General features: G+C 45.5%; 17 protein-coding genes. 8 read left to right on the top strand and 9 right to left on the bottom strand.

Annotation, left to right across the window (positions count from 1 at the left end; all coding sequences use genetic code 11):
- The first annotated feature begins 219 nt into the window (after positions 1–219).
- Positions 220–1,560, top strand: a complete 1,341-nt coding sequence (locus MHB71_RS02330; protein ID WP_340028752.1) for an MFS transporter — start codon at positions 220–222, stop codon at positions 1,558–1,560.
- 149 nt (positions 1,561–1,709) lie between these two features.
- On the opposite strand, the gene MHB71_RS02325 is transcribed toward MHB71_RS02330, so the two are convergent.
- Positions 1,710–2,366 carry a DUF2625 family protein gene (locus tag MHB71_RS02325; RefSeq protein WP_340028751.1) on the bottom strand — a complete coding sequence of 219 codons (657 nt, stop codon included), beginning with the start codon at positions 2,364–2,366 and terminating at the stop codon, positions 1,710–1,712.
- A 102-nt stretch (positions 2,367–2,468) separates the two neighbouring features.
- Here MHB71_RS02325 and MHB71_RS02320 point away from each other — a divergent pair, with 102 nt between their 5' ends.
- Positions 2,469–3,956: a DUF5123 domain-containing protein gene (locus MHB71_RS02320; protein WP_340028750.1), complete on the top strand. Its 1,488-nt coding sequence runs from the start codon at positions 2,469–2,471 to the stop codon at positions 3,954–3,956.
- Between the two features lie 138 nt (positions 3,957–4,094).
- Here the strand turns inward: MHB71_RS02320 and MHB71_RS02315 are convergent, their stop codons facing one another.
- Both MHB71_RS02315 and MHB71_RS02310 read right to left on the bottom strand, forming a co-directional pair.
- The gene (locus MHB71_RS02315; RefSeq protein WP_315371476.1) at positions 4,095–5,078 is read right to left on the bottom strand and encodes a sensor domain-containing diguanylate cyclase; all 984 of its coding nucleotides are present in this window, start codon (positions 5,076–5,078) and stop codon (positions 4,095–4,097) included.
- Positions 5,079–5,103: 25 nt separating this feature from the next.
- A complete protein-coding gene (locus MHB71_RS02310; RefSeq protein WP_340028746.1) occupies positions 5,104–5,910 on the bottom strand; it encodes an alpha/beta hydrolase in 807 nt (268 codons plus the stop codon).
- Between the two features lie 219 nt (positions 5,911–6,129).
- On the opposite strand from MHB71_RS02310, the gene MHB71_RS02305 reads away from it, so the two are divergent.
- Together MHB71_RS02305 and MHB71_RS02300 are read left to right on the top strand one after the other, a co-directional pair.
- Positions 6,130–7,344: an MFS transporter gene (locus MHB71_RS02305; RefSeq protein WP_036668642.1), complete on the top strand. Its 1,215-nt coding sequence runs from the start codon at positions 6,130–6,132 to the stop codon at positions 7,342–7,344.
- The gene (locus MHB71_RS02300) at positions 7,337–7,900 is read left to right on the top strand and encodes a TetR/AcrR family transcriptional regulator (protein WP_340028744.1); all 564 of its coding nucleotides are present in this window, start codon (positions 7,337–7,339) and stop codon (positions 7,898–7,900) included. Before MHB71_RS02305 ends, MHB71_RS02300 begins: the two co-directional genes overlap by 8 nt.
- 85 nt (positions 7,901–7,985) lie before the next feature.
- On the opposite strand, the gene MHB71_RS02295 is transcribed toward MHB71_RS02300, so the two are convergent.
- Positions 7,986–9,620 (bottom strand): nucleoside hydrolase-like domain-containing protein, encoded by a 1,635-nt coding sequence (locus MHB71_RS02295; protein WP_340028742.1) that lies wholly within the window; start codon positions 9,618–9,620, stop codon positions 7,986–7,988.
- Between the two features lie 333 nt (positions 9,621–9,953).
- Between MHB71_RS02295 and MHB71_RS02290 the strand changes: the two genes are divergently transcribed.
- The 3 genes from MHB71_RS02290 to MHB71_RS02280 are packed head-to-tail and all read left to right on the top strand — an operon-like array spanning position 9,954 to position 11,897.
- The gene (locus MHB71_RS02290; protein ID WP_100529230.1) at positions 9,954–10,604 is read left to right on the top strand and encodes a hypothetical protein; all 651 of its coding nucleotides are present in this window, start codon (positions 9,954–9,956) and stop codon (positions 10,602–10,604) included.
- Between the two features lie 34 nt (positions 10,605–10,638).
- Positions 10,639–11,196 carry a DUF1697 domain-containing protein gene (locus tag MHB71_RS02285; RefSeq protein WP_340028741.1) on the top strand — a complete coding sequence of 186 codons (558 nt, stop codon included), beginning with the start codon at positions 10,639–10,641 and terminating at the stop codon, positions 11,194–11,196.
- 53 nt (positions 11,197–11,249) lie between these two features.
- A complete protein-coding gene (locus MHB71_RS02280; protein ID WP_076252783.1) occupies positions 11,250–11,897 on the top strand; it encodes an Imm50 family immunity protein in 648 nt (215 codons plus the stop codon).
- Positions 11,898–12,019: 122 nt separating this feature from the next.
- Here MHB71_RS02280 and MHB71_RS02275 read toward each other — a convergent pair whose 3' ends face one another.
- From MHB71_RS02275 to MHB71_RS02265, 3 genes are all read right to left on the bottom strand, one after another.
- Positions 12,020–12,463 (bottom strand): Hsp20/alpha crystallin family protein, encoded by a 444-nt coding sequence (locus MHB71_RS02275; RefSeq protein WP_036617413.1) that lies wholly within the window; start codon positions 12,461–12,463, stop codon positions 12,020–12,022.
- 191 nt (positions 12,464–12,654) lie between these two features.
- Entirely contained in the window at positions 12,655–13,857 is a 1,203-nt protein-coding gene (locus tag MHB71_RS02270; protein WP_340018072.1) for an MFS transporter, read from the bottom strand.
- Positions 13,858–13,968: 111 nt separating this feature from the next.
- Positions 13,969–14,928, bottom strand: a complete 960-nt coding sequence (locus tag MHB71_RS02265) for an AraC family transcriptional regulator (protein WP_340028739.1) — start codon at positions 14,926–14,928, stop codon at positions 13,969–13,971.
- 322 nt (positions 14,929–15,250) lie between these two features.
- Between MHB71_RS02265 and MHB71_RS02260 the strand changes: the two genes are divergently transcribed.
- The gene (locus MHB71_RS02260) at positions 15,251–16,837 is read left to right on the top strand and encodes a stalk domain-containing protein (protein WP_340028737.1); all 1,587 of its coding nucleotides are present in this window, start codon (positions 15,251–15,253) and stop codon (positions 16,835–16,837) included.
- Between the two features lie 134 nt (positions 16,838–16,971).
- On the opposite strand, the gene MHB71_RS02255 is transcribed toward MHB71_RS02260, so the two are convergent.
- Both MHB71_RS02255 and MHB71_RS02250 read right to left on the bottom strand, forming a co-directional pair.
- Positions 16,972–17,178 carry a hypothetical protein gene (locus MHB71_RS02255; RefSeq protein ID WP_036668655.1) on the bottom strand — a complete coding sequence of 69 codons (207 nt, stop codon included), beginning with the start codon at positions 17,176–17,178 and terminating at the stop codon, positions 16,972–16,974.
- 145 nt (positions 17,179–17,323) lie between these two features.
- Entirely contained in the window at positions 17,324–19,567 is a 2,244-nt protein-coding gene (locus MHB71_RS02250; protein WP_340028736.1) for a carboxylesterase family protein, read from the bottom strand.
- Positions 19,568–20,149 lie beyond the last annotated feature (582 nt).

The following is a 20,149-nucleotide window of genomic DNA, read 5'->3' as shown; positions in this document are numbered from 1 at the left end:
CATCTGCTTATGTATGTTCAATGATCATTTTAGTTAAATTCAGGAAATCCGTCTATTGTTTATTATTAATATCTTTCTATGCTCATCACATCCGAATGAATTAGTATGACATTATTGCCATATGATAAATTTGGGTGTAAAATTATATATTGCTTTTCATCACATTTTCATCAAAGCTCAATCCGAATTCATATTCATACCCAAGACAGGAATGGTACCGTGAAAGATAAAATTGTCATGCCACTCTGGACGTGCTGCTTGTTTATCGTTGTGATGAACACCACCATGTTCAATGTTTCTTTGCCAGTCATTATTCAAGATCTACAGATTACCTCGGACCTGGGGTCTTGGGTCATCTCAAGTTATTCGATTGGTTACGCCCTGTCGACGGTGATCTACAGCCGATTGTCAGACCGTATCCCGGTACGCAAACTGTTAACGGTCGGGCTTCTGATCCTGGGGTTATCTTCATTGCTAGGGTTGTTCGCGCATAACTTTGCAATCCTGTTACTGACACGTATTCTGCAATCTGCGGGTGCAGGAGTTATGGCCGGGCTGGGTCTCGTCATTGCAAGTCGTTACATCCCGGTGGAACGACGCGGAGCTGCCATCGCGCTGATCTCATCAGGTAGCGCCATGGCTTTTGGACTTGGCCCCATTGTCGGCGGACTCATTAGCGAATACTGGGGCTGGAACGGACTTTTTGCCATAACGGTGCTTGTCTTGCTCGCCCTGCCTGTATTGCTCTATTTCCTTCCACGGGAAACAGTCAAAACAGATCAGCCGTTCGATGTGATTGGTGCCATACTAACCGTCATTAATGCCACTACACTTCTCGTCGCGATCACCCAGCAGTCCTGGTTGTGGTTTGCCATTGGCGTTATTTCACTTGTTGCACACCTCCTGTATATTCGGAAAGCGAGTCTTCCGTTTGTGAATCCACAAGTATTCCGAACGCCAGGATATACCCGGTTAATCCTTATCGGATTCTGCGTGCTGGTGGTGAATCTGGGTAATCTGTTTTTGATGCCGCTTGTGCTCGCTGATTTATATGGACGCTCTTCGCTCGCCATTGGTTTGCTGATTGCTCCTGGGGCAATCGTTGCAGCATTCTGCACCCGTTTCGTTGGACGCTGGATCGACCGTTATGGCAATATGCGATTTATGATCATCGGACACACCCTGCTCGCAGCGGTACTTGCTTTATTCATGCTCGGACTGGATCAGTCCGCCTTGATCATTACCAGTGGTTATCTCTTTTTCTCACCGGCACTGTCTGCCTCCATGGCTTCCCTGAATAATGAAGCGTCACGAGTGCTGCCCAAAGCCCAGATAGGTTCCGGTATGGGCATGTTACAACTGATTCAATTCTTCGGCGGTTCGGTGTCTGTAGCCGTGTGTGGGCTGCTGCTACACAGCATTCCGGGAGTCTCGGTCGAGCAAGCTTATCATGTGGTGTATGCTTGTCTGTTGCTCGTCTGCGTTTTTTCACTCGGGTTGACCATCTGGCATAGCAGAGCTTCACGCTCAAGCATTAAACCTGTTACATTGGACAATTGATGTTTAAAGTTCAGAACAAAAAGGCCCGCACCAAGCGCGAGCCTTTTTTAGTTTGGAACAGAAATGCCGTTTTTTTAAGTGGGTCACACAATGAACTTGAACTTACCGGCCGGTTACTTTCCTGATTTCATCCTCCAGCAACATGCTAACTATTTTCCGTCCAGTGCGAACTTCCAGGCCTCCATGATGCTAATTGGGGCTTTACTGCTGCTCTCGCCGTCACCTTCCTGCGTCCAAAGTGGTGGGTAATACGCAAATACTTGCCCTTTCTGGAGCTGAGACATATCCTCTTGCCAGCCTTTCCAGCGAAAGGTCCGATAGAACTGCTCCAGATTACCATTCGCCAGCCAGTTGATGAAACCTGAATATGCCAGTTCTGTCGATTCCCATTCGAGTGTATCCGGTGCAAAATAATATATGTGTCCCGTGCGGCCATACTTGCCTGTATCCAGTCCGAAGAAACCGCCTGCCGCATCATATGCAACGACCATCATACCTTCCAGCACATCTACCCAAGGTTGCTCACTCACACCATTCCAACTGGTGAGACTCCCAGATGTACTGTCACCACCCGCACCAAGCAGCGTGATCCAGCCATGGTCCAGTACAATACCTTCTGTCTCATAAGCAACAGCCCCCAAATAGGATTTGGTGCTTATTTGCAGACGATAAAGGGTATCCTCTCCAGCTTCTTGTTTTGCTGGAACATACACATATGTATTTTGCCCACTATCCAGGAGTTCCTTGAGTTCTTCCCATGCGTGATTCTCCCGATCTACTAATTCAGCTATCGTTAATGTATTCATGAGCAGTCTCCTCGCTGATTTTATAAGAGCATATCATGGGTTATTAACCCGTTCAAATCTGCTATAATCTATCTTCAAAGCTAAATTCAAGGGGGAAACGATTTGATTCGCGTAGTTATACTTATGATTCCGATTCTGATGGTGCTTGTATCCGGTTGTCAGAATCATACACCTGCCATGAAGGAATCCGTTTCTGTTCAAAAGTCTGATCCCCAGGTCATCCATTACATATCACCCCAAGGAAACGACTCGAATAAAGGAACCATTCAATCTCCGTGGAAAACGTTGCAGCACGCAGCCGACCACGCTTCGCCAGGAAGCACGATCTATTTGCGTGAAGGTGTCTATCATCAGAAAGTCAAAATCACCAAGAGCGGTAATTCTTCCGCTAATCCAACCCTATTTTCAAGTTATCCTCAGGAGCAGGTTATCATTGATGGTAAAGGTTTATCTGTCCGGGGCATTGAAGGGTTAATTGAAATTGAAAATGCCAGTTATATCACGATTCAGAATCTCGAAATTCGTAATTTCACAACCACACTTGGGGGCCAAGTTCCAACCGGGATCTATGTCCACGGAGCTGGTGAGCATATTCAACTGTTAGGCAACACCATACACGCGATCGCTAGTTACGCAACTCCTGAAGGCCCCGATTTACGGGGCAGGGATGCCCACGGTATTGCCATTTATGGCACAGAGCACCCTCAAGCTTTACGCGATATCATCATCAAGGATAATGAATTGTATGATCTTACACTTGGTTCAAGCGAGTCACTCGCAGTCAACGGTAATGTTGATACCTTTGCCATACAGGACAATATCATCCATGATTCCGATAATATTGGTATTGATCTGATCGGGTACGAGGGTACGTCCGAGGACGACACGTACGATCAGGCTCGGAACGGCATTGTACGAGGTAACGAAGTATACGATATTACGTCCAATAACAACCCCTCCTACGGTAAAGACCTGCCCAATGATACCAACTCGGCGGGCGGCATCTATGTAGATGGCGGGAAAGATCATATCATCGACCAGAACCGGGTATATCGGAGCGATATCGGAATTGAGATTGCCTCAGAGCATGCCGGACGTTCAACCAGCAACATTACCGTGCGTGATAACCTGATTTATTCCAACAGATTGACGGGTATTGCCATGGGAGGTTATGACGAGGAACGAGGAGCTACCGAGGATAGCAAGATTATGTACAATACACTTGTGGGAAATGATACCCTGAATGCAGGCAATGGACAGTTATTCATGCAGTCACGGACAAAGAACAATACGTTCATGCGTAACATTCTCGTATCGGGCAGCTCGGAAGTACTGATATACAACGAATATACTAGCAATACCGGCAATGTGTTTGACCATAATGTCTATTACTCACCAGGTGAGCAGCAAGATGCCCTGTGGGTTTGGAAAAATAAAGCTTATTCCGGCATCGCTGCCTACATCAAGGGATCTGGCAATGACGCACACTCCATATATGTGAACTCGGCATTTATGGATGAATCCAACGGAGATTTTCGTCCTCAGGCGAACTCTCCGGCTGAGGCGTATGGTTACCTTGCTCCGCGATAAATTAACCCTGAGTCTGCCATCTCAACGTAGTCAATCTTTTTCATGCAAATAAAAGGAGCCTGTGCATGTGGGATCATTTCCCTCATCATACACAGGCTCCTTTTTGCTTTCTTTTAATCTTTTGATGCAATCCAATTCTTAACTTTTTACCATCTGAGCTGCATGTGTCACCCGGTTTCGTCCTCCGGTTTTGGAGGCATACAGGGCGTTGTCCGCTCTTTGGAACAAGGTCTTTTCCGTATCTTCCTCTACTACAGTGGCCGCACCGATACTCACAGTAATGTTATATTCACCCCAGTCGGCTGAAGCAACCTGTGAACGATATCGTTCTGCAATACCGATCGCCTGCTCCTCTTCACAATCTGGAAGAATGACAACAAATTCCTCTCCACCGTAACGTGCAACCACATCCGTACTTCGCGATACCGTTTGCAGCAGCCCTGCCAGATTGCCGAGCACCAGATCTCCGATCGGATGTCCGTACGTATCATTAATGCTTTTGAAATGATCAATATCTACCACCAGAAGGGAGAAATAACGTTGTTTCTCCTGGAACATCATTAAACTTTCAAGCATTTTTTCCTGGAAAAACCTGCGGTTCTTCAATCCTGTCAACAAGTCGGTGGAGGCCAGTGTCTCCAACTGATCATTCACTTTGATTAACGCCTGCTCTTTAATTTTATATTCCTCATGCAGTCGTTCAAGCTCTTTGTTCGCTTCTTGCGTCGCTTGATACAGCTCCTGTAGCTTCGTTTTGGTATGCAAAATATCCTTCTCATGTTCGATTCGCTTACGCATGACTACAACGACACAATCTACCACGCTTTCCCCGTTACGTGTCTGACGAACACCGTTAAGCAGAACAGGAACAGCCTGCTGATCACGGGTACGGAACGTGAAGTACATCTCGTCCACATGTCCATATAACTGGATGTAGGGATAGAAATACGTATGGAAAAACACCTTGTTGCTTACCGACATGGTGGATTCAATATGTTGCCCTATGAGCTCATCGCGTTCATATCCAAGCATCGTAAGCATAGTTTGATTAATCGACTGTACGACGCCCGAATCAGAGATAGAGAAGTATCCACAGGGAGCCAGATCTAATTGTATATCCATGGAATAACTGCCTTTCTTCCGCGTTTTATGCGCTCGTTAAATAATCCTTAATCATTCGGATGGTTTCTTCCGGTTGACTCAGATGCGGATAATGTCCCTTGGCCGTCATCTGTTGCAATCGGCTATTCTTCAGATGAGCGTGTAAATAATCCCCTACTTCTATCGGGGCAATACTGTCATCCGAGCACTGAAGGATTAATGTTGGCACAGTTGCCTGCTCCAGATCAATACGACAGTCAGATAAAAACGTCACTTCGGCAAATTGTCTCGCAATATGCGGATCTCTGGAGCAGAAGCTTTTCTCCAACTCTTCCGTCAGCTCTTTCCGTTCCGGATTGTTCATCACAATGGGTGCCAGATAACTCGCCCACCCAATAAAATTCATCTGCATCATCTCAAGTAATTCATCGATATCATTCCGATCGAAACCTCCATAATAATTCGGAAGATCATTCACGTAACGTGGGGAGGGCCCTAACATTATAATTTTTTTGAAATATTTGGGGTTCTGAATTGATGCCAGCATACCAATCATACTACTGACGGAATGCCCGACAAATATGGTGTCCTTTAGTTCGAGCGCTTCCATAACTTCCAGCACATCCTGGGCGTATCCTTGAAGGTTGCTATATTTGATAGCATCATAATAGTTAATTTGAGATTCGCCAGATCCAACATAATCAAACAACACCACTCGGTAGTTCTCCATAAAACCTGGAATAATGTAACGCCACATATCCTGATCACATCCAAAACCATGAGCAAATACAATCGTTTGGCTACCCGAGCCAAGTACCTTAACATTATTTCTTACAAGTATATCAACCGTCATTGCATATCACCTCTCCGAGGTAGTATTCACTTGAATCATTTTATCTGATTAGTATACCGGAAAATGTTGGGATATGAATTAAAAATTATTAATAACTTCTCTCACCCATCAAAAAATCATGAACCCCTGCTCTGAATACGCGCTTTACAATCTGACGATCGTCAGGTAAAATCGGTTCAACATGTCGCGCGACAGAGATCAACATTACGGAGGAAAACCATGAGTACTTCAACACATAGCTCTACACCTCAGCAACTCTGGGGAAGATCATTCCTATTTATCATGTTAGCCAACGCATTATTGTTTATGGCATTTGAAATGTTGCTTCCCACCTTGCCTTTGTTTGTCTCAAGTCTTGGTGGCGAAGCCTCCCAAATTGGGCTTGTTACCGGCGTATTTATGTTTTCTGCCATCTTGATTCGACCCTTCACTTCTGTTTTAGCAGCTCGAATAGATAAAAAATATCTATTGATTATCGGCATCACTATCTGTGCATTAATGACAGGCGCATACTACCTATCGTCAGGTATTTGGATGATTCTTGTATTTCGAGTGATCCACGGATTCGGATTTGGTTTGGCAACGACATATTTTGCAACGATTGCCACTGAAAACATACCAAGAGATCGCCGGGGAGAAGGTATGGGGTATTTCGGCGTAGGGGAGACGGTCGCTATATCCATCGGTCCATTGATTGGAACAAGCCTGTTGTTTAGGTACGACTACCAGAGCCTGTTTATGGGAGGTATGTGCATTTTGCTGTTAGCTCTCCTAATGACAGTGTTTGTATCCAGAAAGCCGAAAACAGAAGGTAGTAGCGAGTCTATGCAAACTCATGTCCCTTCGGTGAAACTGATTGAAAAGAAGGTACTCTTCCCTTCCCTTCTCATTATGCTCGTTGGCATTGCAGCGGGTTCAATCATGTCCTTTGTGGCTTTATTTGCCGCCGAAAGAGGGTTCGAGAATATAGCCTGGTTTTTCTTCATCGTTGCCATCGCCAGCTTCGCCGTTCGACTGTTTTCGGGGAAAATGTTTGATCGATGGGGACCAGGTTCCGTGTTGTTACCTTCTGCCGTGTTTGCAATCGCGGGGCTACTGGTTCTGATTATCGCCCAGAGTGATGTGCAATTCCTGATCGCCGGTGCGTTATACGGCTTTGGTTTTGGTGCCATATTCCCGGCGATTCAGACCTGGTGTGTGAATCTTGTAGAAGAACATGAGCACGAAAGTGCGATGGCTTCCTTCTTTAACTTCTTTGACCTCGGAATTGGCGGTGGTTCGTTGATCCTGGGCGTTGTGGCTTCTGCATTTTCCTATACGGTGGTGTATGCTATCTCTATAGGCATTTTTGTGGTATATATCTTGTTATATTTGGTATACTCCCAAAAACAGCAGAGGTATACAGCTCGCCAACTGGAGGTAGACATTGAGTAAAAAACGAATCAAGGAAATTGCCATTCAACATTTTAATCGTCTGGGTTACGAGGGGACCAAGATGGCGCAGATTGCCGAAGAGGCAGGCATTCGCAAGCAATCCCTGGCTTATCATTATTCATCCAAAAAAGCGTTATTGCTGGAGTTATATGAGGAAGTTGTGCAGGAGGAACAACAGTTTGTACGCCAATTTTTCAGCGAGTCTGTTACCCAAACTTTGGATCAGCAGCTATATGCCTTTTTGCATGAACACAAAAATCGCTTTCTGACTCACCCAAACGTTGCTTTTATGTATATCTTGTCTTTTATCACACCGCTGGAGGTGCATGATTTTGTGCTAGCCCAGTATCGAACGTACCTCGGGACACTGAAGGAAGAGCTGGCAGCCGTATTTACCAGACATTCCGATATACGCCTGAGTCCGGAAGAAGCCACCGTAGCTTTTGTCACCGTGATGGATGGATTGGATGTACAGCTCGTGTATGAGACACGGCAATCCTATGAACAAGCTTTAACGATCACCTGGAATGTCTTCTGGTCAGGCATCCAGCGTTAACGGATCAATTACGATCAGACTACACAGATAAGAGAGGCGTCCCACCAGCCATGTTGATGACTTTTGGGACAGCCCCTCTATTTCTTTATTTCACAGTTAGGATCACACGTTGATAATGCTTCAACTGATGCTCTCCATCATCCTGTACTTCGGCAACGATATGAAGGGTATCACCCGATTTGGCATCGCCAGGAACGGTAAATGTCACCGCTTCAGTGTCACTGCCCTGTAATTTTATCGTATCCACCTGCTCATCCTTGGCAAGTTCACGATGCAATCCAAGCTGCAGGTCACCCGCCATTTCAGGCTGAACTTTGTTCGGTGTTACTTTGGAATCCTCATAAGTGTCCGCTTCGAAATATCTCCACCACGTATAGGTCAGTTGATCTCCATCCGGGTCTTTACCCTCCGCGTGAAGAGTCACTTCCTCCCCAGGACTAACACTTAGATCCACCCCTTCCTTAATCGTTAAAGACGGATTATGGTTGGCACCTTCGTAAGTGTCTGCAACTGCCCAGTCCGCACGTGCTGCAAAATCATCCTGCACATCGTCAAACCATCTCATCAGAGAGTATTCGGCTTCATAGCGTTTGGTGTAGGGATCGTAATCAAGCACATTGTTTCTAAACAGCTTGTCGTTCACAACGCCAAAGCGTCCACCCCAACCGCCGTAGGAAGGGTCTTCCATACTGCGCAGTCCATTATCAATCAGATAAAAGAAGGATGGAGAATCCCCCTCGGATATAAAATCGTATTTGTCATATTGCGGATTGTTCTTGAGATATTCGGCACTTCCACGCTGTTCTTCGGCCAGTTCGCCTTCGATCATCTTGCCGTCACCCATCGACGCATACATATCCATCAGCTTGCCATGTCCGTTCAGAATATTTTTGACCATCCAGTCGCCATGAAGCTTACTGTTCACTTCTTCAGCATGCATCTTCCATGCATAGGCAAAATGCCAGAAGTTCGATTGGTCGTTGAGAATGCGGATATCCGGCCAATTCTTCGCAATGTATTCGTTGTAGCTGTCATCCTGATCGAGGATGATGTACAGGACCAGTTTGTCACTGACTTTTTTGCGAATCGTATCCCACTCGGCCGTATCCTTGTACTGTTCCTCAATCGATTTTAGCGCTCTGGCCGTGGTATTGGTGCCCCCCCATGTCTGAACAATCAGGTCTCGGGAGTCATCATCGAGGAAAAGAGTTTCGAGGAACTCGGAACCTTCGGTTTCCTTCTCCATCTCCCCTTTATCGGAAATATTACCAATCTTGGTCATCGCTCGAAGCTGTTCCGGCTCCGGGTACCCATCCGCATGTTTGGATAAGTTCGGGTAGATCTCGCCATAGGCATCGATCATATCGTACACCCACTGTGTGCCTGTCCAGCGGAACGGCTTGATCCCTGCTTCCTCGTCTCCAGCATAATGATACACCGAGCTGGTCAGTACAATTCCGGCAAGGTCCATCTCATTCGAATATAAGAGGAAACGAATGACGGAGTTCATATCATCCACTTCACCGTCGGTTGTAATCACCGTTCTGCCTTTGGCAGCTTGGTTGTTTGCAGGTTCCTGGGTTTCATTCTCTGTCTGCTCTGTCGCCTGATTTGGTGTGTCACTCGCGGTTTGTGGCGCTTTGGATGCGCATCCACTAATTCCCAGGATGATACTGAGACAACCTGCGGCAAAACCGTTTAACCATTTTCTCTTGTTCATAATGCTCCCCTTTCTTCTGTACAGCGTGATGTTAGTTGGGTTGGAAATAAGTACGTCCTCTGTTTTTCTATCCTTAATATGGACCGTAGAATGCAAAAAAACCCGAACAACATTATGAATGGAACAAAGTCCACGCATAGTGATGTTCAGGTTTTGCCTGCCCGAAGCAGTAACAATCCTTATTTGAGTGAAAGTATATCATGTCCACTAATGAATGTAAACGTATTCAAATGTTTTTTTGAATTTATCTTTGATATAGTATAATGCTTATAGCCAAGAATCAAACGAATCGGCCTGTTATTATATCAATGTTATTAGGAGGACTCAGACATCATGCAACAACTGGATGCGGCCTTGAGCCGTTTGGTGGAACAGCAGGATTTATATAATGAAGCTTATGGACTTTTCAAAAATCATGATCTGCGTCCCCGCGAACAACATCACCAGCCGGAAGTGGATACACGAATACCTCTTTCTCCAGAACTTCAGTATCTGTACAGTCATTATGAAATGATGGATGCGGATGCGGAAGGTACACTCAAAATGAAAAATGCCGCCGTCGAAATCGGTGATGCCGCACTGATTTCCTTTGTCGCACCTGAACATCTGCTTCGTCAGCAACTGGGGTTCCGCTGGATTGGCATGAATGAACCTTATGAGGAGTCCTCCACTTGGCCAAAAACTCACGTTGTCATCGCAAACTTTAACGATGATCCGTTAATTGTAGATGTGGAAGCACCAAACTCTCCCGTATATGCCGCTTTTACAGGTGGAGAACCAAACCGTGTTGCTGATTCACTATCAGACTTTTTCAGTGCACTAGCCATCCTGATTGAAGCGGCGCGTACCTATGCCGGAGAAGTAAAAGATGAAGAAACCTATGAAACCAAGCCCGAGTATCTGGAGCAAGTGGAACCTTTATTGCAAGATCTGTTGGGAGAAGAGTATACTACTCATCTGTTCGAATATCTGTCCTTTTGTTAAAACGGTGAATTGAAGGAATTGGAGGGGCGCCCATATGATCTATGTGGCTTTGCTACGAGGCATTAATGTAGGCGGGAACAATAAAATTAATATGAAGCAGCTGAAAGAAACATTTGAACAAGCAGGTATGCTGGATGTCGTTACCTATATCAACTCTGGCAATATTATTTTTGCCGATCATCAGGAACGTGCCGATGCAAATAGGGAGATATCCCATGTGTTAGAACAGGCCATCGCCGCCGATTTTGGCTTACAGATCAGGGTAATGGTGCGGAATATAGATGAAATCCAAAGTGTTATTCAGACGCTGCCAACGGAATGGGCTAATGATGACACAGCCAAAAGTGATGTGATGTTCCTCTGGGATGAGATCAATGAGCCCTCCGTGCTGGACCAGCTGCCCATCAAACCGGGAATCGGCACACTAATCTATGTTCCTGGAGCGATTTTATATTCAGTCAGCAGAGAAGATGCGTCCAAAAGTGGCATGAACAAGCTTGTGGGATCCAAAGTATATGCCTATATGACGGTTAGAAATGTGAATACCACACGTAAGATATATGCCCTGATGCAAGCAGCAGCAGAGAAATAATACAGACAGGTGGAGATGATGCCACGCAGCTTGTGGCAATTGGAGGTAGTCTAATGAACAGAGCATGGACATTAAACGTCAGCGTCCGATCCGTAGAGCGGGAACCATTCTGGTATGCACCCCAGACTCCCTGGCAGATACAGGGACAAGGTTTTCGAGTGAAATTCTATACCAATAGGGCAATCGACTTGCTTGCTCAAGATCAACTGCTTGTTACCGTTGGTGAGGAAGGTACCGCGAACTGGGCTGCTTTTATCGGAACAGTCGTGGAATGCGAACCAGACTCTCTCCTGCTCTATACAAGTCCTCAGTACGAGGCACAGTTAATGGATATTCGGAGGTTGGAACGTGAATTTTCTCCTTTGGCTTCCATTCTCGGAGCGCAACATGTAATCGAAACTCTGGGCTATTTCCCTCCCTTCCATTATGACGAAATTACGGATGTGCAGCTGGAAACAGTCCAAAATATACAATCCCTCTCTCTTGTGCTAACGCATAATGCTGATAAGGAATGGGAACAGCAGGTGCACTTCCATTTTGAACATATTCAGCAAGAGATGTTCTCCCCTGTGGAGGCATCTAACGTTTGTTTACAGCTAAGTTTCACTAATGCAGCCGATCAGATTCGTGTTAACTTGGATGCCGTATCCGGCTTCTCCGCTACATTCCTATGCAGCACAATTCATATTCAATTCCATTAACCCGGTTATGTAAAAAATCCCTTCATGGGACAACATGACAAAACATCTTTACAGATGTTCTTCCATGCCTATTACCATAAAGGGATAGCTCAACTTCTTCAGCTACACATTTTGCATCTGGTTTAGTCAATCTGAATGCGTCTGCGAGATTGATCATCACCAGGACGTTTTGGAATCTCGAGCTTCAGCACACCTTCTTCCAATTTGGCCTTAATATGCTCCTCATCAATATGATCAACATAGAATCGCCGGATAAATTCGCCGGAACGGCGCTCCTGCCGTATGATTCGATTGGAGTCATCCTTCTGCTCCACTATATCATTGCGTTTGGCACGAATAATCAATTCATTACCTTGAACCTGAATGTCTATGTCCTCTTTGGCAATGCCCGGAAGCTCGGCTTCTACCGAATATTTGTCTTCTTCCTCACGAATGTCAGTCCGGAATGGCTGGGAGCCAGTTCCAAAAGGGGAGAGGAATGAGTTCTCAACCATGTCATTGAAGGATTTCAACATGTGTCCGAACGGGTCTTCATTTCGTTTACGAAACGGAATCAGATCAAACATGAAAATCATCTCCTTTTGTTTGGTTGGTTTATTGGTGTTGCTTACATTGATTATTATAATACCCTTGCAAATAAGGCTCAAAGTCCGTAAAAGACCAAAAAAAACGATTTTCTTTCATCATGGTTCACTATTTTAAAATAGATCCTTTTTTCTTTTATTTTGACCTTATTTGATCTTCTGACTTTGTCTGACTATAACGAATGAATGGGGTCCGTTACAGTATTGGATTCATTCTTCCTCATTCCCAGCATCATGATTGCCAGCAAGACAACCAGAACAGCTACGAGCATAAATGGAACATGTTTGTCCACCTGATAAAGTGTCGTTGTAAGTAAAGGCGTAATGACGGCGGATATCCCCTGAATCGCTGCTACCAATCCCGCTGCACCTCCCTGTTGTTCTTTGCTAACTGCCAGCGAAGCACCTGCCATGAACCCCGGCATCATCAGACCCGAACCCATGCCAAACAGGAAAAACGAGAAATAATACATGGATAACACATTGAAGATCAAAAACAGGATCATGCTTGCGATCAGGAAAAGGGACCCGAACAAAATCATTGGGCGTGGCTTCCATTTCAACCATTTCATCTGAATGACCTGCATGATCAACATCGCTGCTCCAGAGAACATGAGTCCAAACGAAACCATTCGGGCCGTCCCCGCTGAGGATAGAGCCAGTTGATCCTGAAAATAAAATCCCCCGACAACCTGTAGTGTCATGATACCCATCATCGTGACTAAGCCGGCAGCAAGGTACATTCGTAAACCACGTTGGAACGGGTTGACTTTAGGCGGTTCTGCCTGAATGACCGGTTTGGCTGCCGGGATTAACAACAAGGCAATAATAAACGCAGCTATCGCTATAAAAATGCCAAAATAAAGCGGCCAAAGCAGACCGATAAGCGTAAAAGCTCCTGCAATCGCAGGTCCAAATACAAGGCCCAGTCCATTCGCAGCACTGATAATCGCCATTCCACTTCCCCGCTCTTCACCTTCTGTCACATCACCTATATAGGCTTGGGCAGAAGACAGCACCGCCGGAATGAACATGCCGATCAGACTGCGCGTCACAATCAGAAGGGTTAACAGGAGCCCCCCTCCGATCCATGCATTTAATCCCCCGTACAATGCCAGTGCAAATAATGCACAGCTCACAGACATACCTATGAATCCAATCAATATGATGGGTTTTCTTCCTCTTATATCACTCCATCTGCCCCATACCGGAGCCATGACAGCCATCATAATGGACCCAAGCGAGATAATAAGACCGGAATGGCTTTCTTTCATGCCCAACTCGCGAATAAGTGGTGGCATAATGGGTGCAATTAGCATCAGACCCAACATGGCTGCAAATACGCTAAAAAAAATACTTCCTCTGATTCTATTCATGTTTGTACACTCCTCTATATTTCAGTACAGTACCCACTGTACCTGGAGTATACAAGGCTGAATGAATCCCCACTGCCTCTATACGGAACAATTCACGGCAAGACGGATTTATTAATAAATCTTTTTCATCTCGGAAGGCTTCACGCCGAATTTGCGATAAAATTGCTGCGAAAAGGCACTGACATTGCTGTAACCGACCGCAATCGCGGCCTCGGTGACGTTGTTATCCTGATTGCGCAACAACTTCATGGCGTTGTCGAGACGAACCTGACGCAAATATTCGAACACCGTGCTTCCGAAAAGTGCCTTGAATCCTTTTTTTAATTTAAAATCGTTAAGTCCTACTTGTCTGGACAATGCTAGCAAAGATGGAGGATCTACCATACAGGCCTCCATAATCTCCCGTGCCGTATGTAACTTCCGGATGTCCTCTCTGGAGAATCCCGCGGGGATTGGCGCCAAATCAAACAATTGGATCATAAATCGATTCAAGATCTCCAAGGCTGTCGCTTCCATCATTAAGGATGATCGATAACTATTGTTTAATTCTACAATCAGACTGTCAATCATCGTTCGTATCCGGTTATCCAATTGAAATACAATCGGCTTGAACACTTTTCGTCCCAACACCTGATTAAACGCAATCGAATTGAAACCGCCCAATTGTGCTGCTGCATAATTAAACAGAGAAACCGGAATCCCCAGCGAAAAAGACGTATACAGCTCCCTTGCCGGAGGATGGAACCACGCTTCGAAATCATGCATAAAAATAAGGGCCCCTTGCCCTATCGATAATGAATAATCCTGACCGGATATATCCACATGTCGCTCTCCTGACAAGGCAAATTGCAATTCCACGATGGGTGTCTCCGACGCAAAATACGTAGGATAAGGCTGATGATATTCAACCTGGGAATATAAAATCTCAATGCCACTGTATGTTGTCACTCTTTTGACCTTACCGCTACCCGCCTTGGGAGAGAGCAGATACGTGTGTTCATCTTGCTGACTGTAAGGTTCCTGGGTCAGGTAATGCTGATATACTACGCCTAATGCATCATCCGTGCGCATGGGTATTCACCTCGCCTATATCTTGATCAGACTTGTCAGTAAAGAAAGTCTGAATTAATTGATAATGATTCTCAATTATAATTTTAGCGTATTTTCTCCCGTTCGACCAGTCTTATATAGTATGAAGGTTCACTTCTGCTTTTTTCTTCATGTGGCAACATCATTTTATACACTAACTTACATATCCAATTTGGAAAAATATCTCTTATTTAACCTTTTACACAAATCGCAGACTTCTCTTACCTTACCTTAACATTAGCTCCCTATACTAAAACAATTGTATAACTCATTACACAAGAAACGATAAAGGGGATCTGGAACATTGAAAAAGAGAAATCAATGGCTCGCCGTTCTGTCGATGACTGCCATTCTTACCGCAGGAGCAACCAGCTACACATCCATGATTCATGCCGCTGACGCAACTAAACCCGCCAACGATCATGTCGTACTGCGCACAGCCATCCAAAATATGCAGGGTACGGTCACATGGAACGGAAGCAGTCGCAGTGTTGATATCCAGATCGCAGATACTAAAGTACAACTTCCTATAGGAACGTCATCAGCCACCATCAACGGTGTGAAAACTCCTTTGGACAGTAAAAGCTACATCACCAAAGGTACAACGTATGTATCTCCCCAAACACTAAAATTAATTACGGATCAACTGATCCTGAAACAAAATAAAACCGGTTTTGAACAGACCGCATCGTTTCAGATGCCTGGAGGAAAAGCAGAAATATCAGCCTCTACGCCAGATGGACAGCGCCTGCTCGTAACCGAAGCAGACAATGGCAGCATTTCCGTACTGGACATTGCTGACCTGAAAAACATCAATGTATTGAAAACGGTCAGCTTCCATGACCTCTCCGCCAAAGCTGAAGTCACAAGCGTAACCGTGTCCAAAGATGGCAAATATGGTCTTGCAGTTATTCGCACAGGGGATACGGACAGTGAAGCAAACAAAGGGTTACTTGCCATTGTGGATCTGACAACCTACAAAACCGTCAAAACGTATGAGCTGGGCATTGGTCCTGACTCGATTGCACTGTCACCTGACGGTCTGCATGCGGTTATAGCGATAGAGGATGAAGAGCTGAATAAAGCTGCGGATGAAATTGACTATGCCAACACCAAACGTCCGGGTAGCATTATGGTTGTATCTTTTGCTGGCGGGAACGTATTGGAGGGTGAGATCACCAACTTGCCAGTATCTCTGGACAATGTAGAAGGCGCCATCTATCCGCATGATCCACAACCAGAGTATGTTGCCATTAGTCCAGATAGTAAAACAGCAGCCATCACGTTACAGGAAAACAATGTCGTTGCCATCGTAGATCTGGAGACAAAAAAAATCAGCTCAATCTTCGCTTTGGGCACTACTTCACATCAAGCGGATCTGAAAGATGATGGTATCGTTCAGTTTAAAGAGACGTTGACCGCTCGTTATGAGCCGGATGGGATTGCTTTCTCGGCAGATGGTAAATACTTGCTGACAGCTAATGAAGGGGATTTGGGCAAGAATGAATTTGAGGATGGTGTAAAAGCAGGCGGACGTAATATCTCTGTCTGGGATCTGCAAGGCCAGCGGATGTACGATAGCCAGAACCTCATTGACCAGGCAACCGCTATGGTTGGCTTGTACCCGGATGATCGCAGTCCCAACAAAGGCAGTGAAGTCGAGAATCTGACCGTTGCTACTGTAGAAGGCAAAACGTATGCGGCTGTAGCTTCCGAACGGGCAGATGCCATTTTGTTCTTTGATCTTGCTGATCCGGTCAATCCGGACTACCTGGGTCTGATTCCTACAGCTGGAGAATCACCAGAGGGAATTCATCGTGTTAACGGACGCAGCCTGTTTGTGAGTGCAGATGAAAGTACTGGAACCCTTAGTTTTTTTGCCAAGAAATAGATCAAGTGTCCTTAGTATGTAAAGGCTGAAATGAGCGGTTTCACGTTGTATTGAGTAGGTGGGGGCGTAGAGCCCCTGTCCTCTCATACTATTGTACGCGCTATTCCACGTACCCACATATAATGCTGTAAAGGTTATCGACGCTTCATATTTTCCAATTCCCGCCTGTTCCGCTCGACTTCCTCTTGCAACACTCGTACTTCCATCCTTAATGCGGATACTTCCTCTTTGACGCCAGACCTCTTCATCACAAGATAGAAAACCAGATATAATACAAGACCAATCATAATAAAGAAAATTAATAGCGTTATAATACCTGCAATACCTATAGAGCTAATCATAACTTTACGTTTCCCCTTTCGACATTCTATTAATTTATATTTACAACAATACCATATTTAAGTATAACGAACAGTACAAAAAGCCAAGAGAGCATGCTCCCTTGGCTTACATTATATCTATATATACCTTCCTATCCAGTGATCCTTATTCCCAGAAGAAACGGCCTGCGAACACTTTTTCCGTCAACAGTTTATACGTTTCTTCAGGCAATTCTTTTTTCATCTTTGCCATAACGGCGTCTTTGCCTTGATTATATTGTGTGGACATGCCAATCTCTGCCGTTGTATTGCTTGCATCCAGACGCATGATTGGGGCTTGAGCATCTTTCGTCCAAGGTGTCCATGCCGCTAGATCAGGTGATCCACCCGTACCTGGATTGCCTGTGTACAGGAACTGCTTCAGATAAGCTGCCATCGCGGCGGACAACTGATCACGTCCTGGTTTGTTTGTATCGCTAAAGTACCCATCAGGGAAATAAGCAGCAATTCCGTCTGCGTGTCCTGTATAGAAGTCCATATCCGCACCATGTGGTGCGCCCAGTAACGTGAGCAAACGCTCAGAGATGACTCCAGGTTGTGTGCCCCATGCAAAACGATACGCATATACTGGTGGTTGACCTGCTTCACTCGTCAATTGCTCCGCTACACGCTCTGCATTAAAGCCTGCATAAGCTTCGCTACCATATTTCAACGCAGCAGCATATTGTTCCGCCTTGGTTTTATCAGTAAACAGAGTCTCATCCGTAATCGACGGAGAGAAGTTTGGATCACCGAAGGCAAAACCGGAGAACTCCGTTTCCAAGCTGCCGAGCAATACAGGTACTTTTTTATAATTGCCATTATTGATGGCGTCAAATCCTTCTTTTGGAATCACTGTGCCATCACGGAACAGATGCGGGAATGGGTCCATACGGATTGCGGTTGCACCAAACGCTGTGACCAGCTTGTCCGCAGGCAGTTCACGCAAATAGCTCTCCAGCTGTGCCTGAGATTGCTTGCCAATCCATGCTTTTGCTTCTTCTGCATTAGCCGCTTTCCCCTCTTGCACGAGTAGCTTCACAAGTACATCCTCGGATTTTTGCTCGCCTTCTTCCGGTGATGCTGTCGTCAATCCTCCGCTGAAAGCAACTGCTTTTTGATACAAACCTTTGCTAAGTGGCGAGATCAGCGTTGCCAGTACATCACGTGCACCAGCAGATTGTCCGGCCAATGTAACATTGCCTGTATCTCCGCCAAAACCTTCGATATTATCCTGTACCCACTCCAATGCACGGAATGCGTCAAGCAGACCATAGTTACCTGAGTCATTCAGGGCATTCCCTGTTTTCAGCGCTGCATTCTCGAAGAATCCAAGGGCTCCCAAACGGTAATTCACTGAGATGATAATGCTGTTGGTGCTCCGTGCAAGCTGTTCACCTTGAAAATCTTTACCTGATCCGGTCATATTCCCGCCGCCGTGCAGGAACACCATAACCGGAAGTTTCGAACTGGTTGTGTCGGGACGCCAGATATTAAGATACAACGAATCTTCGCTTCCCGCTGTAGTCTTGCCGGAGATCTGCAAGCTGTTCGCTGCAAATTCCTTAGCCGATCTGGTTCCTGTCCATGATTCCGGTTCTTGCGGGGCTTTCCAGCGCAGTTCCCCTACCGGAGGTGCCGCGTAAGGAACACCGAGCCAACCGAGCGTGCCATATTGCTCATAGGTTTTGCCATCAATTGTGCCATACTTGGTCTGTTGCACCGTTTGAGGTTTGAACGCTCCAGCTTCTTTATGTTTCAACCAACTCTGCTCCAAGGTTCCACTGCCATTCTTGAGCTGTATCTGCAAAGCCTGTGCGGTTGCCTCTGCCATTAGGCGGTTGGTAAGTTGACTCGCTCCCTTCCCTTGAAGCGCCATGATTCCTTTCCCAGCCGCATAGGTGGAAGCCGATCCCTGCTCATAATCCGTACCTGCTTCATATCCAAGCACCTTCAGCAGCATTTCGGCATAACCTTCCGCTGTAAGGGGTGCATTAGGTTCAAACTTCTCCGTTCCTGTTACGATCTCAGACACATACGGATGCTGCTTCAAGTAACCAACGACCGGTTGTAATACTTTGCCTGCCTGAGCCGCATCGTCATACGTTTCCGATCCCTGATAAGCGAGTGCTTCTTTCTCCAATCCGGACAAACGCAAGTAAAGTACTGCGGCCTGAATACGTGTTGCCTTTTTGTTTAGATAAGCTGCATTAACACCTTGACCGCTACCGCGAATAAGCTCGGATTGGATCAGCTTGTCCATCGCTGCTGAAGAAGAAGGTCCTGTATTGCCTGCTGCATAAGCTGGTAGAGCGGATACACATAACCCCAGAATTGTTGCTACAGCAATCGAACGTTTAATGGTTTTCATGTCATAAATCTCCTCGCTGTCGAATAGTGTGTGATGGGATAAGTGCATTGGAATGTCCATTTGAGTTGCGTATCTAAGAATCAGTATTCCAATGTCTGGATGAGTCTATATCTCTATTTATGAAAAAATTAAATCTGCTGCGCTCCTTTCTGCTCGAAATATCTGCTACGGCGCTTGCGGTCATGCCATCAGGCATTTTTTATATAAAAAAACCTGAACCGAAGGCAAACAGACATCGCTTTAGCGTGGTCTACTGCCCTCAATTCAGGTTTTGCCTGCAATCAGTAACAACCCTGAGGAATGAGGTTCATTCCATATGAAAATGTAAACGCAATCAATCGTTTGATGAACAAACAACCAACGAATGAACTGACACAGGTATTGCCCTAAACACGGTTACAATCCTGTTGTTATGGTGATGTTAGCACATAATGTAAGCGTTCGCAATATCTTTTTTTAATCGTCAATATATCTCTCTGAATGGGTAACATTAAAAACAAGCTCTGCAAGTTCCATATCATATCGAATCGGAACCTACATTGCTTCGGGTATCTGCCCAGCCAGAAGCCCATAAATATTGAG

The sequence above is a fragment of the Paenibacillus sp. FSL H7-0940 genome, from assembly GCF_037979415.1.
Taxonomy (GTDB): Bacteria; Bacillota; Bacilli; order Paenibacillales; family Paenibacillaceae; genus Paenibacillus; species Paenibacillus amylolyticus.
This window is presented reverse-complemented; position numbering and strand designations above follow the sequence as displayed.

Excerpts from the sequence above, each read along its gene's own strand:
- MHB71_RS02325 (WP_340028751.1), bottom strand. The coding sequence starts at position 2,366 with ATGAATACATTAACGATAGCTGAATTAGTAGATCGGGAGAATCACGCA.
- MHB71_RS02315 (WP_315371476.1), bottom strand. The coding sequence starts at position 5,078 with ATGGATATACAATTAGATCTGGCTCCCTGTGGATACTTCTCTATCTCT.
- MHB71_RS02310 (WP_340028746.1), bottom strand. The coding sequence starts at position 5,910 with ATGACGGTTGATATACTTGTAAGAAATAATGTTAAGGTACTTGGCTCG.
- MHB71_RS02305 (WP_036668642.1), top strand. The coding sequence starts at position 6,130 with ATGAGTACTTCAACACATAGCTCTACACCTCAGCAACTCTGGGGAAGA.
- MHB71_RS02295 (WP_340028742.1), bottom strand. The coding sequence starts at position 9,620 with ATGAACAAGAGAAAATGGTTAAACGGTTTTGCCGCAGGTTGTCTCAGT.
- MHB71_RS02290 (WP_100529230.1), top strand. The coding sequence starts at position 9,954 with ATGCAACAACTGGATGCGGCCTTGAGCCGTTTGGTGGAACAGCAGGAT.
- MHB71_RS02285 (WP_340028741.1), top strand. The coding sequence starts at position 10,639 with ATGATCTATGTGGCTTTGCTACGAGGCATTAATGTAGGCGGGAACAAT.
- MHB71_RS02280 (WP_076252783.1), top strand. The coding sequence starts at position 11,250 with ATGAACAGAGCATGGACATTAAACGTCAGCGTCCGATCCGTAGAGCGG.
- MHB71_RS02275 (WP_036617413.1), bottom strand. The coding sequence starts at position 12,463 with ATGTTTGATCTGATTCCGTTTCGTAAACGAAATGAAGACCCGTTCGGA.
- MHB71_RS02270 (WP_340018072.1), bottom strand. The coding sequence starts at position 13,857 with ATGAATAGAATCAGAGGAAGTATTTTTTTTAGCGTATTTGCAGCCATG.
- MHB71_RS02265 (WP_340028739.1), bottom strand. The coding sequence starts at position 14,928 with ATGCGCACGGATGATGCATTAGGCGTAGTATATCAGCATTACCTGACC.
- MHB71_RS02255 (WP_036668655.1), bottom strand. The coding sequence starts at position 17,178 with ATGATTAGCTCTATAGGTATTGCAGGTATTATAACGCTATTAATTTTC.
- MHB71_RS02250 (WP_340028736.1), bottom strand. The coding sequence starts at position 19,567 with ATGAAAACCATTAAACGTTCGATTGCTGTAGCAACAATTCTGGGGTTA.